Genomic DNA, 15,802 nt, shown 5'->3' with positions numbered 1-15,802 from the left:
ATCGCTCCTTATACAAGGGGCGATTTTTATTTTTAAAGGAGATTAGAAAATGAAAAACATTTATAAAGATACATTATTAATTGGTCAAACAGATTTTGATATGAGAGCAGGTTTAAAAGATAAAGAACCTGTTATTCAAGAAATGTGAGATGCTAAGAAAATTTATGATCAAAAACAAAAACTAAATGAAGGAAAACCTTTATTTATGTTACATGATGGTCCACCATATGCAAATGGTGATTTACACATTGGTCATGCCTTAAATAAAACCTTGAAAGATATGATAATTAGATGAAAAAATGCTAATGGTTATTTAGCTCCTTTCATTATGGGTTGAGATACTCATGGTTTGCCTATTGAAACAGCTGTAACAAAAATGGGGATTGATCGTAAACAAACTCCAGCAGTTGAGTTTAGAGACATGTGTAAAGACTACGCTTTAAAACAAGTTGCAAATCAAGCTAATCAATTTAAACGTTTAGGTATTTTTTCTAATAGCGATGTTAAATATGTTACATTAACTCATGATTTTGAAGTTAGTGAATTAAGACTATTCCAAAAAATGTATGAAAAAGAAATGGTTTACAAAGCATTAAAACCAATTTACTGATCTCCTTCAAGTGAATCTGCTTTAGCTGAATCTGAAATTGAATATAAAGATGTTAAATCACCAACTATTTTTGTAGCTATGAAAATTGTTGAAGGTAATGCAAAAATTGATACTGATACTGAAATTGTTATTTGAACAACAACACCTTGAACTATTCCTTCAAACCAAATGGCTGCTGTTGGAGAAAACATTGAATATAACATTGTTAAAGCTAATGATAGAAAATTTATTTTAGCATCTTCATTAGTTAATAAAGTTGCAGAACAAATTGGTTGAGAAACATTTGAAATTTTAGATACTTTAAAAGGACCTGAAATTGTTGGTGTTAAATATGCTCACCCATTATATGAACAAAAAATTAATCAAGTTGTAATTGGACATCATGTTACTGATGAAGCTGGAACTGGTATTGTTCATACCGCTGGTGGATTTGGGGAAGATGACTACATAATTGTTAAACAACATGGTATAGAACCATTTGCTCCAATTGATGATCAAGGTAAATTCACAAATGAAATTGCTGAATTTGATGAAAAACTTGTTGGAGTATTCTACGAAGATGCTAATAAACTTGTTGGTATGGATTTAGAAGCAAAACAAAGATTATTAAAATTAAAATTTGTTTCTCACTCATATCCACATGACTGAAGAACTAAAAAACCTGTTATTTACCGTTGTACATCACAATGATTCATTGGTTTAGAAAGAGCTAAAAATCAAATTTTAGCAAATGTTGATGAAATAACAACAAAACCTGAATGAGCAAAAAAACGTCTATATCAAGTATTAGAAGATAGAACAGATTGAACTATTTCACGTCAAAGACTATGAGGAGTACCAATCGTTGCATTTTACGATCAAAATGATAAGTTAGTTCTTAATAATGAAATATTAGCATTTGCGATTGATAAGATAGCTGAATTAGGAACTAATGCTTGATTCGATAAACCAGCAGATACATTCTTACCAGAAGCTTATAGAAATAAAAACCTAAGAAAAGAAAAAGATATTTTAGATGTTTGATTTGATTCAGGTTCAAGTGCAATTGCACTAAGCGAAAGATTTAAAAATTTACCATTACCATATGATTTATATTTAGAAGGAAATGATCAGTATCGTGGATGATTTAATGCATCAATGATTAACTCAACTATCTACTCAGGTAAGTCACCTTATAAAAAACTAATTTCTCACGGAATGACTGTTGATGAAAAAGGAAATAAAATGTCTAAATCATTAGGCAATGGAATCGATCCTATTGAGTTTGCTAATACACAAGGTGCAGATATTTTAAGATTATGAGTTGCTTCAACAGATTATACTGATGATCAAAAAATTGGACCTGAAATTATTAAACAAATTGGAGAATCTTATAGAAAAATAAGAAATACTATGAGATTTATTTTAGCTAATTTATTTGATTTTGATCCAAGTAAGGATTATCAAATAAATTTAACTGAAGTAGATAGATATGCACTTAATAATTTAAGTGTTGTTAAAAATAAAGCTAGTGAAGCTTATGATAATTTATCATATAACCAAGTTTATAATTTGGTTGTTAATTATGTAACTAAAGATTTATCTTCATTTTACTTAGACTTTATTAAAGACATTTTATATATTGAGAAAAAAGACTCAATTAGAAGAAGACAAGTTCAAACAGTTTTATATGAACAACTTTGAATGCTAATAGATTTATTAAGACCAATATTAATTCATACAATCGAAGAAGTTTACCAAGCAATGGTTAATTTAAATAAAACTGATTCAATTCACTTATTAGATAATAAGAAACAAGACTTTATTGAATCAAATGAATTCGTAACAAAATGAAATAACATTATGATTTTAAGAGATGATGTAAACAAAGCTTTAGAAATAGCAAGAGAAGAAAAAATAATTAATAAGGGTTTTGAAGCAACAGTTAAAGTTTGCTTAAAAGATGAATTTAAAAATATTGAATCGACAACTGAATTAGAAAAAATCTTTATTGTTAATTCTTTAAGTTTCACAAATGATTGTTCTGGATTATCTGAACAAAAAATTGCATCTGTTGGTGTAAAACTTAAAAATGGAGCAAAATGTGAAAGATGTTGAGGAATATTTGACACACTAATAAATGATGAAATTTGTGAAAGATGTAATTCAGTAGTAGAATCATTATAAGCATTAAGGGGTGATAGTTATGTTTAAAAATCAAATATCTAATTTAATTTTTGGATTAAAATCATATGATTTTAAATGAAAATTTAAACTTATTGTAGCAACCCCTATAATGAGCTTTTTGATACTTTCAGATTGAATAATTAAATGAGTTGTTGTTGCAACAATGAAAGAAAATGACTCAAAAACATTTATAAATGGATTTTTAAATCTTCAATACAAAATAAATTTAGGTTCTGCTTATGGTCGTGGTGATTATGCAGATGGTTTAGCTAAAACAGTAACTTTAGCCACATTATTTGTTACATTACTAATCATTGTATTTATATTTTTAAATGATAAAAAATGAATTATCACTTGTTCAATATTACTGGCTGGTGGTTTTGCAAACTTATTAGCAAGAGCTTGAGCTCCAGCTACTATAAGAGATGGCCAAGAAATTTATGGTGGAGTAGTAGATATGTTTGTGTGAGGTTTTGACTTCTTAGGCTCTTCAGGCTATATATTTAATTTAGCTGACATGTGAGTCAATATTGGAATTGGAATTGGAGCAGTGTGTTTCATTATAGAAATGATCAACATATTTAAACCAAAAAAAGAAAAAGAAATAAATAAAGAGGTAGATAAAAATGAAATTAAAAGCTAATGTTGAAAAAGTAAGGTTAGACAAATACTTAGTAGATGCTTTAGCTGAATCTACTGAATATTCAAGAAGTTACATTCAAACTTTAATCAAAGATGGAAATGTAATAATTAATGGTAATGTTGAAACAAAACAAAATTTTAATTTAATTGGAGATATTGAAATAGAAATTAATATTCCTGAAGTAAAAGCATCAACAATAAATCCAGAAAAAATTGATTTAGATATTGTTTATGAAGATGATGATATTTTGGTTGTTAATAAACCAAATAACATGGTTGTTCACCCTGGAGCTGGAAACACAGAAGGAACAATGGTTAATGCTTTATTGGGAAGAGATGCTGAATTCTTAAGTACAATTGGTGGTATTGAGAGACCTGGAATTGTTCATAGAATAGATAAACAAACAACTGGTCTATTAATTGTTGCTAAGAATGATAAATCTCACCAAGTATTAACAGAAATGTTGAAGAACCATGAAATATACAAAGAATATGTAGCTTTAGTTTGAGGTGAAATAAAAGAAGATAAAGGAATTATCGATGCACCGATAGGTAGACACCAAAATGATAGAAAAAAAATGATGGTTACCTCTAAAAATTCTAAATATGCAGTAACTAATTTTGATGTTATTAAACGTTTAGACAAAACAACTTTAGTTAAGTGTGCTATTGAAACTGGAAGAACACATCAAATTAGAGTTCACTTCAATTTCATTAAACATCCAATTGTAAATGACCCTTCATATGGTAAGTTAGCAGAGAAACAAACTGATTTTGGTCAAATGCTACATGCGTATAAATTAGAATTTTTACACCCAATCACAAAAGAAATGGTAAAATTAAAAGCAGAATTACCAAAAGAATTTACTGATAAAATTCTTCAGGAAGGCGGGGTTGAAAATGACTGAAAAACAATCTAACACTTATCAAGCATTGGTTAAGTTTTTGAAAAAAGAATATAAGTACAAAAACGTTGATAAAAAAATAAAAGAGTCACGTGCAATATTTATTAATAATTCTAATCAGTATGTAATAATAGAACTTCAAATAGAAGGTTCAACAGAAAATTGATCAAACATTGAAATGACTGCTCAAAAAAACTTTATGAATGAGAAAGTTAAGAAATTAAAAATTGTTATTAGTGAATATGAAAATAAATTAACAGAAGATGAAACTGAAATTCTAGTTATTACAACTCCAGAAGAACTTCAAAATAATTTAGTAAAATTTTTACCATTAATTTCAAAGTTTAAAAATAATAAACAAACAACTCAAAATAAAGAAGAAAACATAATTCAAGACGAAGATTTAAATGATGAAATTAAAATTAATAATTTTAAAATAGCTTTAAATAAAATTAAAAATAATAACATTAGTTTTACATGAATCATTTTATTCTTTTTCATAATAATGCCCGTTTCATTTACTATTATTGGTTTATTCATGAACTTAAGCATTCTAGAAGGTATGTCATACAATGATGCTGGTCAAATAGTTAAATGATCAGCAAGAGCATGACAAGCACCAATGATAATATTTGGTGGTACAAACCAAACATTAACAATTGCAGGTGGTCAATGATGAAGAATTTTCACTTATGGTTTTAGTGCTATGGACTCAGGAAATGGGATAGTATTTAGTGCTTTAATGATTTTCTTATTAACAACTTCATTATTCTCAATAAGTAAAATTACTGAAATTATTATCGGTAATGTATGAAAATTAGCTATTTCTTTTGTTTTAGCGTATATAACACTTGGTTTTGTTGTTTCAGCAACATTACCATACACTATTACTTCAGGTTCTCTTCCAATTATTGGAATTATGGTTGGTATATTGGCTATGAATGTTTCTGGAGAAACATCACCAATAGCAAAATTTGGAAAAGTAAAAGTTATTTGACCAATAGTTTTAATTATTCTTGCTATTTTCAATAGCCAAGACCAATTAAGTTCATTCTCAGTATTGATGTCAGGAATTATCTTTGGATCAATTTTTGCAGGTTTAGTAAAAAAACCACTAAAAGACTGAACATGAAGAGAAAACATTTTAATATTATTCTTATTAATATTTATAGTTGTAGCAATAGTTTTTGTTGTTACTCTTAAAAAAGCACCAGCATATAACTATAGTGTTATTACAGCATTACAATTCTATGCAAAAAATAAAATAGGTGGAGATTTTGATCATTATAATCAAGTATTTGAAAAAATCGGATGATTAGGTAGATTTCAAGATGGAGCATGAAATGAAAATCTATATCCAAAACCTTCAACTGTAGCAACAATTAATTTAGCTTCAACTGCTGATGTTATTACAAACATTAAGTTAGGAATCAAACTATAATGAAAAGAGAGAATTTTTTAAACTGGGAACAATTCTTTATGACTGTTGCTAAAGTTTGCGCAATGAGAAGTAAAGACCCATCAACTCAGGTTGGAGCTATTCTTGTTAATAATTTAAACCAAATTATATCAACAGGTTATAATGGATTTCCTAGAGGTGTTAATGATGATGAATTCCCTTGAACAAGAGAAGGGGAATGAATCGATACTAAATACCCTTATGTAGCTCATGCTGAATTAAACGCTATTGTAAGTGCGAGAACAAACTTAACTGACTCAGATGTTTATGTTACTTTGTTTCCATGCAACGAATGTACAAAAATCATCATTCAAGCAGGAATTAAAAATGTATATTACCTTGAAGATAAATATAAAGATTCAAATGAAGTTAAAGCTTCAAAGAGAATGTTAGACTCAGCTAAGATTGAATATAAGCAAATTAATAATTTTAATGTAAAAATATCAATAGATTAACAAAAAACCTCACAAGATTAGACTGTGAGGTTTTTTTATAGGCTATTAATTGATAAAATTAAATAAAATAAAAGGATACATTATGATTGAAAATATTGGAATTGATATTGTTGAAAACAAAAGAGTTAATTTAAGACAAAATTTTTTAAATAAAGTTTTAACTAAAGATGAGTTAGAAAAATTATTAACACTATCTTCAAAAAAAGCGAAGATTGAGTTTGTAGCTGGAAGATGAGCTGTAAAAGAATCTATTATTAAAACTTTAAAAAATAATGAAGTATTGCCAATGAGTAAAATTAATATAGGTTACTTAGAAAAAACACCAGTTATTTTAAATAAAGAATTAACTAATATATTGATTTCAATTTCTCATGAAAAAAAATATTCAGTTGGTATGGCGGTGAAGAAAAATGATTAAAATGATTTGAGCACAAACAAGCAAAGGAGTAATTGGTAAAGATAATTCACTTCCTTGATCTATAAAAGAAGAAATGCAACATTTTAGAACAACAACGTTAAATCAAAATGTTTTAATGGGTGGTAAAACTTTTGAGTCAATGAACTTTAAAGGTTTACCAAATCGTATCAATTATGTGCTTACAAGAGATACTAAAAAGTACAAAGAATACATGTCAGAAAATATAAATTTTATTAATAATAAAGATTTTATTTTAAAAGAATTTAAAGGGAATACATCAAAAGACATTTACATTATTGGTGGAAGTCAAATATATGAATTATTCTTTGATGATTGTGATGAAATTATTAGAAGCATAATAAAAGATGATTTTGAAGGAAATGTACATATCAAAAACTTTAACTATGATAATTTTGATAAAATAAATATAGTGGAAAAAGAACACTTTTATGTTGAATACATGAATAGGAGAAAATAAAATGACAAAAGAAAAAGAAGTTAAAAAACCAGTAGCTAAAAAAACTGCACCAAAATCAGCAACTAAAAAACCAGCTGCACCAAAATCAACAGCTAAAAATACAACTGAAACAAAACCAGTTACTAAAAAACAACCAGCTAAAAAAGTTGAAGAAGTTAAAGTTGAAGAAGTTAAAGTTGTTGAAACTACTGAAATAACAACTGTTAGTTCAGCAAAAACAACTAAATCAAAAACAGAAAAGAAAAAAAAGGAAAAATTAAAACTTAATTTTTGAAAAATGACATACATGTGATTCCCAATGTGAAACATGATGCGTAAAGCTAAAAAAATAAGTAAAAAAAATTTAAAAAGTCCAGGATATTTTTCAGAAGAATATTGCTATAACTTTGTTAAAAAAGCAGCGAAAAGAATTTTATATGTTTCTGATATAACTGTTAAATGTGAAGGAATTGAAAATTGATTAGACCGTGGAGTTATATTAGCACCTAACCATCAATCAAACTTTGATCCAGTTGCACTTGTAGCATTAAATAATTTTTATCTTCAACAACCTTTAGCGTTTATTGCTAAAAAAGAATTATGAGAAGATAAAAAATTTGGTAGATTTGTTCGTTTAATGGATTGTATCCCACTTGATAGAAAAAACCCAAGAAGTGCATTAGAAGCTTTCAAAGAAGGAAAACAATTAGTTGTAGACTTTAGACGTTCATTAGCTATATTCCCAGAAGGAACTAGAAGTCATTCACAACAAGTAGGAGAATTTCAACCAGCAGCATTAAAAGTAGCTCAAATGGCTAATGCCCCTGTTGTTCCAGTTACAATAATTAACTCATACCAAGTATTTAGCAAAGAAAGACCAAAACATATTGAAATAAAAGTTGTTTTTGGGAAACCAATAATGCCTTTAAAACATATTTCATTAAAAACAGAAGATCTAACAAAAAACACAAGAAAAGCTATTATTGAAAACATGGAAAAATGAGTTGATAAAGAAATTTTATTAGATCATAAAACAATAAATAAAATTAATTTAAAAAATAGAGAAGACTTCCAAAAAACAGGAAATTCTAAACCTAAAAAATCTAAAGAAAAGAAAAAACTTAAAGATATATTTAAAGTTGTTGACTAACAACTTTTTTTATTTTAAAAAAAGCATTTTTTTTAAAATTTTGCTTGTTTATTTAAAATTAATAATATAAAATAAATAATGTCCTTGTTAAAAGAGGATAGCAAAAAAAGGCATCGCTGACTTAGCTCAGTTGGTAGAGCAATTGACTAGTAATCAATAGGTCGAAGGTTCAAGTCCTTTAGTCAGCACCATTTAAATGGAGGGGTAGCGAAGCGGTCAAACGCGGGTGGCTGTAACCCACTTCCTTTCGGTTCGGGGGTTCGAATCCCTCCCCCTCCACCATTTATTGGGCTATAGCCAAGCGGTAAGGCAAGGGACTTTGACTCCCTCATGCGCCGGTTCGAATCCTGCTAGCCCAACCAACTTTGACTCGCTAGCTCAGTCGGTAGAGCAACTGGCTTTTAACCAGTGGGTCCGGAGTTCGAGCCTCCGGCGAGTCACCATATACATCCCCAAGTGGCGGAATCGGTAGACGCAGTGGACTTAAAATCCACCGGGCTTTATCTCCCGTGCCAGTTCAAGTCTGGCCTTGGGGACCATTTAAAAAATACAATCAACTTTCGAGTTGATTTTTTATTTGCTAATTTTAAAAAAACAAAATAAAAAATAGGATAAAACCTATTTTAGTATTTATTTAAATTATATGAATAACTTCCAGTTTCTGATTCAGATTCAGATGATGTTTTAGAATCTCTGATAACTCAATTATCTCAATGTTTTCATTTTCATCCATTTGTTTTTGCTTTAGAGTTTAAATTATAATTAGTATTTGTAGAAATATATGTATCCATTACAATGTCTTTATTATCAATAACATCTTGCATATCTTTTGTGAAATTTACTATTAAATCATTAGTATTATAATTGCTTTTTCCTAAATCTGGGTTATCTCCACTTTTCGTAACTTCATTATAAGCTTCAAATCCTTCTAAGTAACCTATGAATTCACCATTTCTAATAATTAAGAATAAAGGACCTTTTGAATTTTTAATAGCTTCAGTTCTTGAATTTATTTCTTCATTAACTTTTTTGATTTGATCTTTATCATTTGTTTTGTCTCATGAATCTTTATCTATATTAGCATAAACCATTCTAGCGATTGAGGGTTTAATTCAATCATTTAATATTTTCTTAGTTGCTTTATCTGTTCAAAGATCTCCAACAGTATCAACTGTTGTTCCATGCATTTCAATTTCAGTACCTGTTGCTTCATAACTAAAAGTCATCAAATTTGTTTTATTCTCAAAATATCATAAATCTTTTTTCTTATTATATGTAACATTTGTTTCTTCTAATTGGTTTCCGTCTTTCCCATTAGTATCACTAGAACCAAGAACATCACCTATACCTTTAAATGCTCCTGCAAAACCATTGGTTGAGCTATTGGATTCATTCAATTTATCAAATGTATCATCTAATGAAGCACTTTCTTCAAGTCCAACTGATTTTTTTAATGCATATTCAAATGATAATGAAGAAAGATTATCTTCTGCTCCAATGTAGTAAACCAAAGTTGAACCTTTTTGCTCAATCCCACCATCTTCATTTAATGTTGGTCTAGTTGCATTAGCAAGTTTTGCAAAATTATCATAAGCTGGTACAGTTGTATTTCCACAAGCTACTACAAGTGATGCTGATGAAGCAGTCAAAGTAACGGCTCCTAAAAGGGCTATCAATTTCTTCATAATTCCTCCTTAAGATGAATGATTAAAATCATTAATAATATTTTACTATAAATCATCTAAAATAACCAAATTAATCTTTAATAATAAATTTATTGACTATCTAACTTGTAAAAAAGTGGAAAGGTTGATAATATTAAATAGATATTGTATCTATACAAGAAAAGTTTAGTGAGGTGACGTTTATGCGTGAAAAATATATTCTACGTTGTACAGAATGTAAAAATGAAAATTACATTGGTAAAAACGATAAGAAAAAAGAAAAAATAGAAGTTAAAAAATTCTGCAGTAACTGCAACAAACACGAATTACATAAACAAAAAAAATAGTTTTACTATTTTATTTTTTTATTTAGTGGCAAAATAATATATAACAAACAAGGAGTAAGTATGAAAAAACAAGAAATAGTAAATAAATTATTAGAATCAAATTCAGCTGAAGCTATTTTATTTTATTCACCTGAAAATAGATATTGATTTTCAAGATTTAAGTCTTCATTAGGTTACTTATTGATAACAAAAACAAAAAGTTATTTATTAGTTGATGGAAGATATATAACAGCTGCAAGAAATTCTAATAATATTCCAAAAGATATTGAAATAAGAGAATTTTCAAACAATTTATTTGTTCAAATGAAAGAAATACTAAAAGAACATAATGTTAAAAAATTAGGATTTGAATCTGATTGAGTTCATTATGCAGAATTTGAAAAATATGCATCTATTTTTACAGAACAAACTTTAGTACCAATTAATTGTTCAGAAATTAGAATTGTTAAGGATGAATGAGAAATTGAACAACTACAAAAAGCTTGTGATATAACTAATGAAGTTTTTGAAGCTATTCTTGAATATGTAAAACCAGGAATGACTGAAAAAGAATTACAAAGATTCGTTGATAATGAATTTTTAGTAAAAGGTGCTGAAAAAATATCATTTGACACAATCATTGCATCTGGTGTTAATGGAAGTATGCCTCATGCTGTTCCAACTGACAAAAAAATTGGAATTGGAGATCTTGTAACTATTGATATGGGATGTTATTACAATGGATATTGCTCAGATCAAACTAGAACTATAGCAATTGGTGAAATAGATGCAAAATTAGAAGATATTTATAATGCAGTTTATGAAGCGCAATCTTTAGGAATAAGTTTAGTTTCAGAAGGTGTTAATGCTGGTGAAATACATAAACAAGTTTATGATTTCATTGAAAAAAGAGGATATGGTGGATACTTTACTCATGGTTTAGGTCATGGTTATGGAGTTGAAATTCATGAAGAACCATATGCATCAGCTGCAGGAAATACTATTTTAAAAGAAAACATGACTTTAACAATTGAACCAGGTATTTATATCCCAGGTTTAGGTGGAGTTAGAATTGAAGATGATATCTTAGTTTTAAAAGATGGTTATAGAATGCTAACTTCAGCAACAAGAGAATTAGTAAAACTAAAATTTTAATTTAAATGAACCTAATTGGGTTCATTTTTTGATTTTTAAATAATAAATAATATAATTGTTTTAAGGAAAAGAGTTATGAGACAAAAGATAAAATTATTTAAAAAATACATTGATACTGAAATAGGGAGAATGATTGCTATTTTTGACAATGAAAAATTGTATTTACTTGAATTTGCTGATAAAAATGATTTAGAAAAAGAAATATTGGATTTAAAAAAAGAGTTTGATTCTGACATTGAAGAAAATAATACTGTAATTTATGAAAAACTAAATAATGAAATAAAATTGTATTTTAAAGGTAAATTAGAAAAGTTTAAAACTCCATTTTTAATTAGGGGAACTGAATTTCAAAAACTTGTGTTAAATGAACTGTTAAAAGTTCCGTATGGAAAAACAATTTCATATAAACAATTAGCTATAAGAATAGGCAATCATAAATCATCAAGGGCAGTAGCAAATGCAATTGGGAAAAATTTAATGCTTATATTAATTCCTTGTCATAGAATAATAAATTCAAATAACAGTTTGGGAGGCTATAACTGCGGAATTGAAAGAAAGCGAAAATTATTAACTCTGGAAAATCAAAAAATAAAATAGTTTATAATTAATATAAATATAGTTTTGGAGAAAAAAATGTTTTATAGTAGTTCAATGAAAGCTATGGTAGATGTATTATCAAATTTTAATTTTTGAAGTATTCTAATAGCTGCCTCGTTTATTATTTTTATAGGTTTCATATTTCAAAGAAAAACGCTTATTTTTGCTGATTGAGAAAAAGTTGTTGTTAAGATAATTTTATATGCAGCATTACCTGCATTAGCGCTTAAAAGCTTTTTAATAGATATAAATACTGATTATATTTGAGAATCTATTTTCATAGCAGTTATAGGTTTGATATTTTATACAAGTTTAACTTTTGGATCTAAATATTTTTTCATAGGTAAAACAAAATCATTACAAGATACTTTAGGAATGAGTGTTGCTTTTTCATCAGCAGTTTATTTTGGTGTAATGATCATCAAAGCAATCACACCTGATCAACAACAATCAATAGATTTATATTCATCATTATTTTTAATTGGTTTTTGAATTTTTATGTATTCAGCAGCTGATAATATAATGAAAAAGAAAAGATATAATGAAAATGAAGTACAAAATAGTTTATTACAAGAAAAGCAAAAGACTTCATTTATAAGTATGCTTAAGGTGTTTAAAAACCCTGTTATTATAGCTACATTAATTGGGATATTTTTATGATTATTTCAATTAATTCCAGGTATTAAAGTAATACACATAGATAACACATATTATTCGATAAGTAGAATCGATAAATTTATTCCAGGATTAAGTCAAGTTCTAGGTATATTAGCTCCATTAGCTAGTCCACTTGCATGATTCTCAATGGGAGCTGTTTTAGCAAAAAGTCAAATTAAAGAATCTTTCCAATCATGATTAGTTTGATGAGCTACATTTGTAAAAAATATAATTACACCATTAATATGTGTTGTATTATTCATAATATTTAGTTTATTACTTAAAGCGGTTACTGGAAAAGGTATAACTTCACTAGCATTTGTATTATGTGTTGCAATCATAGCTTCACCAACAGCAAACACAATTGTAGGTTATGCAATTATTTATAATAAAGAACCAAAAATTGCATCTCATGTAGGTACTTTAACAATCTTAACAAGTATTATTACAATACCATTTTGAATACTTGTTTCATCAGCTATTGGTGCTACAGGTTTATTCTCATAGAAGCTCAAAATCACTTTTTTTAGACAAAAAAGTGTTTTTTTTTTTTTTTTTGTCTACAATAAAACTTAAGATGGTCTTGAGGAGTTATAAATAAAGAATGCAATTTTTAAAAGAAAACAATAAAATAAATAAATTCATAATTTATCCTTTGATAGGTATTTTTTTATTAAACTTATTCTTTTTTATATTTTCTTCATTTTATGATTATGAAATAATGGAAATATTTGCACAGTTATTAAAAATTGACTTCATAAAATATCTTTCAATTTATTATTTACAATCAGGGTATACAGATTTATATATTGTTTTTGCATTAATAGCGTTTATCATAATAGAATATATTTTAATAAACCTAAATAAGAAAAAGGGGTTAGATAAAGATTTTTGATCTTGAATCTTTTTTGCAGTGATACTAATTGTTTGATTTATTTTTATGTTTTTAAAAGTTGATAGTTCATGAAAATTTAACAAAACAGTTGAAACTATTGATGGAAATATACTAGAATTTGATATTAAAAAATTTATTAGTGCAAAAGATTTTAGAATATTGCTAGTTTTTATAACTGTTTTACAATTTGGAATATTATTGGGTATATTATTATATGCAAAATTAGTTTGATTTAAAAAACCATTTTTTTATGAAAATAAATATTGAATTAAATGTATACAAATAATCGTTTTCTTCTTTTTAGCATATGGTTTAGTTGGAACATTAAAAATATTAATGGGAAGAGATTACTATAACTTAATGGAAGTTGTTTTAAAAGAAAGAGTAAACATGTTTAAAGAGAAATATGGAATAGCTATAATTTTTAATCCAAATTGAGTTAAATCACCCGATGTCTTTCAACCATGATGAATATTTAACGGTTTAATTGGTAACCCAGGTAAAATAGACTGATCAATTGAAAAATTATTTGATGCTAATGCTTTTCCATCAGGGCACATGGCTCAAATGGGTATGTGTGGATTTGCATTCATTTTCATAATTGATTTTAAAAATCCTAACAATTTATCAAAAGGAAAAATAGCTGCTATTTATTTATTCTTTGTACATCAGTTATTTTTAGTTATATCATTTTTAATTAACGGAAGTCATTGACTTACTGATACAACATTTACTTGAATGTGAATTATCATTTGTTCTTATTTATCTATAGTTATAGTTAATAAAATAGTAAACAAAAAAAATCTTAGTTAAAAGCTAAGATTTTATTTTATATTTTCAAATTTTTCTTTGGCTATGTCTTTAAAAATTTGATCATTAGTTTGTTCAAACATATAACTGGCTCAATAAATCCATAAGTAATTTTGATATAAGATCAGATCAGTTATTTTGTTTAATTCTGCTTGAGATAAATTTAATAAATTTAAAAATACATTCCATCTTTTTTTATTTAAAGATTCACTTATAAAGCTAGCATAATCAAATAAATAGTGGTTATACATACCATATTCAAAATCAATTATTTTTCACCCTTTTTTATAATTAATAAAATTCCCTTTTACTAAGTCGTTGTGAGAAAAGACTGGTTTAGAATTATCACTTCAATAATTAACTAATATTAAATTAACTTGATCTTTAATAAAGTCTAAATCAAATAAACATTTTTTTGTATTTTTAATAAAGAAGTTTAAAAATTCTTTAGGATTAAATACCTTTATATCAATCAATTCTAAATTATGTATTTTACTAATTATTTTAATTATTGATTTCATTTTATTAACACAGATATCTGTTTCGTGAAGAGTTATGGCATTATCAAAAAATTCAGTTTTAGATACCATTTGTGTTTTATTTATTTTTCATTCAAAAGGTATTATCATAAAATCATTTTTTAAATGACTTAATTGCTCATAAATTTTTATTTCATTGTCTCTGTCAAGGTATTTATCAACATATGAATAAGATTCTTTAACTAAAACTTTTTCTTTTACAATTATTTTATTACTTAAACCACTAACTGCTTTCATTTTTATACCTAAACCTCTAAAATATATAATATATATTATCAAATTATCTCAGAAAGGCAGTCATGAATAAAAAAGAATTATGAATAGCTACCAATAATGAGGGTAAAATCAAAGAATTTAAATTATTATTACCTGATTATGAAATAAAAAGTGTTAAAGATTTACCAGAATATGTAGAACCAGAAGAAGATGGCGCAACATTATTAGAAAATGCAGAGATTAAAGCTGAAGCATTATCAAAATACATTAAAGGTTGAGCCATTGGTGATGACACTGGATATTTTTTTGATGCACTAGATGGATTTCCAGGTGTTTATTCAAGAAGATGAGCATACCCTGTAACTGATTTTAAAGAGATATGTAAAATGATAATGGAAAAAACTAAAGATTCAGATAATAAAAACATGAGCATGCAAACTGCTATTGTAATTTGCAATTATGAAGAAAATCAAAGTTTTGAAGCTTTAGGAATCACAAAAGGTTTAATGGGCGAGGAATTAAAAGTATCAAATCATACTTTTGGATATGATTATATTTTTAAACCTGAACCATTTAATGTTTATTGTGCTGATTTAACTGAGGAAGATAAAATTAATTGTTCAGCTAGAGCTTATGCATTGAATGATATTAAAAAAATAATTGAAAAGGAAATTAAATAAA

At 26.8% G+C, this 15,802-nt stretch carries 16 protein-coding genes, 5 tRNA genes and 1 other annotated feature (1 of these 22 only partly in view); of the genes, 19 read left to right on the top strand and 2 right to left on the bottom strand.

Annotation, left to right across the window (positions count from 1 at the left end; translation table 4 throughout):
• Positions 1–12, top strand: a binding site (T-box leader); it begins 203 nt to the left of the window's first position.
• Positions 13–49: 37 nt separating this feature from the next.
• The 13 genes from ileS to T314_RS0103645 all read left to right on the top strand — a co-directional run bounded on the left by ileS (position 50) and on the right by T314_RS0103645 (position 8,801).
• Positions 50–2,776, top strand: a complete 2,727-nt coding sequence (gene ileS / locus T314_RS0103705) for an isoleucine--tRNA ligase (protein ID WP_029512250.1) — start codon at positions 50–52, stop codon at positions 2,774–2,776.
• 19 nt (positions 2,777–2,795) lie between these two features.
• Positions 2,796–3,419 carry a signal peptidase II gene (locus T314_RS0103700; RefSeq protein WP_029512249.1) on the top strand — a complete coding sequence of 208 codons (624 nt, stop codon included), beginning with the start codon at positions 2,796–2,798 and terminating at the stop codon, positions 3,417–3,419.
• Positions 3,403–4,338 (top strand): RluA family pseudouridine synthase, encoded by a 936-nt coding sequence (locus T314_RS0103695; protein WP_029512248.1) that lies wholly within the window; start codon positions 3,403–3,405, stop codon positions 4,336–4,338. The genes T314_RS0103700 and T314_RS0103695 overlap by 17 nt, the downstream gene beginning before the upstream one ends.
• Entirely contained in the window at positions 4,319–5,764 is a 1,446-nt protein-coding gene (locus tag T314_RS0103690; RefSeq protein WP_029512247.1) for a hypothetical protein, read from the top strand. Before T314_RS0103695 ends, T314_RS0103690 begins: the two co-directional genes overlap by 20 nt.
• Positions 5,764–6,237: a deoxycytidylate deaminase gene (locus tag T314_RS0103685; protein WP_029512246.1), complete on the top strand. Its 474-nt coding sequence runs from the start codon at positions 5,764–5,766 to the stop codon at positions 6,235–6,237. The genes T314_RS0103690 and T314_RS0103685 overlap by 1 nt, the downstream gene beginning before the upstream one ends.
• Positions 6,238–6,319: 82 nt before the next feature.
• The gene (locus T314_RS0103680) at positions 6,320–6,655 is read left to right on the top strand and encodes a holo-ACP synthase (RefSeq protein ID WP_029512245.1); all 336 of its coding nucleotides are present in this window, start codon (positions 6,320–6,322) and stop codon (positions 6,653–6,655) included.
• Positions 6,648–7,133, top strand: coding sequence for a dihydrofolate reductase (locus T314_RS0103675; protein WP_029512244.1), 486 nt, complete (start codon positions 6,648–6,650; stop codon positions 7,131–7,133). Before T314_RS0103680 ends, T314_RS0103675 begins: the two co-directional genes overlap by 8 nt.
• A gap of 1 nt (position 7,134) precedes the next feature.
• Positions 7,135–8,262: a lysophospholipid acyltransferase family protein gene (locus tag T314_RS0103670; RefSeq protein WP_084322506.1), complete on the top strand. Its 1,128-nt coding sequence runs from the start codon at positions 7,135–7,137 to the stop codon at positions 8,260–8,262.
• Between the two features lie 115 nt (positions 8,263–8,377).
• Positions 8,378–8,453 (top strand) — tRNA-Thr (locus tag T314_RS0103665).
• A 7-nt stretch (positions 8,454–8,460) separates the two neighbouring features.
• Positions 8,461–8,544, top strand: a tRNA-Tyr gene (locus T314_RS0103660).
• A 5-nt stretch (positions 8,545–8,549) separates the two neighbouring features.
• Positions 8,550–8,624: transfer RNA gene (locus T314_RS0103655), tRNA-Gln, on the top strand.
• Between the two features lie 5 nt (positions 8,625–8,629).
• A tRNA-Lys gene (locus T314_RS0103650) sits at positions 8,630–8,705 on the top strand.
• A 7-nt stretch (positions 8,706–8,712) separates the two neighbouring features.
• Positions 8,713–8,801, top strand: a tRNA-Leu gene (locus T314_RS0103645).
• 84 nt (positions 8,802–8,885) lie between these two features.
• Here the strand turns inward: T314_RS0103645 and T314_RS04130 are convergent.
• Positions 8,886–9,947: a lipoprotein gene (locus tag T314_RS04130; protein WP_029512242.1), complete on the bottom strand. Its 1,062-nt coding sequence runs from the start codon at positions 9,945–9,947 to the stop codon at positions 8,886–8,888.
• Between the two features lie 182 nt (positions 9,948–10,129).
• Between T314_RS04130 and rpmG the strand changes: the two genes are divergently transcribed.
• The 5 genes from rpmG (at position 10,130) to T314_RS0103615 (ending at position 14,369) form a co-directional block, all read left to right on the top strand.
• Complete coding sequence (rpmG, locus tag T314_RS0103635) at positions 10,130–10,273, top strand: 50S ribosomal protein L33 (RefSeq protein ID WP_011183279.1); 144 nt, start codon at positions 10,130–10,132, stop codon at positions 10,271–10,273.
• A gap of 60 nt (positions 10,274–10,333) precedes the next feature.
• Positions 10,334–11,407 carry an aminopeptidase P family protein gene (locus tag T314_RS0103630; protein ID WP_029512241.1) on the top strand — a complete coding sequence of 358 codons (1,074 nt, stop codon included), beginning with the start codon at positions 10,334–10,336 and terminating at the stop codon, positions 11,405–11,407.
• Between the two features lie 75 nt (positions 11,408–11,482).
• Complete coding sequence (locus tag T314_RS0103625; protein WP_029512240.1) at positions 11,483–12,004, top strand: methylated-DNA--[protein]-cysteine S-methyltransferase; 522 nt, start codon at positions 11,483–11,485, stop codon at positions 12,002–12,004.
• 36 nt (positions 12,005–12,040) lie between these two features.
• Positions 12,041–13,168 (top strand): AEC family transporter, encoded by a 1,128-nt coding sequence (locus tag T314_RS0103620; RefSeq protein ID WP_029512239.1) that lies wholly within the window; start codon positions 12,041–12,043, stop codon positions 13,166–13,168.
• A 97-nt stretch (positions 13,169–13,265) separates the two neighbouring features.
• Entirely contained in the window at positions 13,266–14,369 is a 1,104-nt protein-coding gene (locus T314_RS0103615; protein WP_029512238.1) for a phosphatase PAP2 family protein, read from the top strand.
• A gap of 11 nt (positions 14,370–14,380) precedes the next feature.
• Here T314_RS0103615 and T314_RS0103610 read toward each other — a convergent pair whose 3' ends face one another.
• Positions 14,381–15,142 (bottom strand): phosphotransferase family protein, encoded by a 762-nt coding sequence (locus T314_RS0103610; protein WP_029512237.1) that lies wholly within the window; start codon positions 15,140–15,142, stop codon positions 14,381–14,383.
• A gap of 62 nt (positions 15,143–15,204) precedes the next feature.
• Between T314_RS0103610 and T314_RS0103605 the strand changes: the two genes are divergently transcribed.
• A complete protein-coding gene (locus T314_RS0103605) occupies positions 15,205–15,801 on the top strand; it encodes a non-canonical purine NTP pyrophosphatase (RefSeq protein ID WP_029512236.1) in 597 nt (198 codons plus the stop codon).
• Position 15,802: the final 1 nt, after the last annotated feature.

Source organism: Mesoplasma grammopterae ATCC 49580, from assembly GCF_000701525.1.
GTDB classification, from domain to species: Bacteria; Bacillota_I; Bacilli_A; order Mycoplasmatales; family Mycoplasmataceae; genus Mesoplasma; species Mesoplasma grammopterae.
This window is presented reverse-complemented; position numbering and strand designations above follow the sequence as displayed.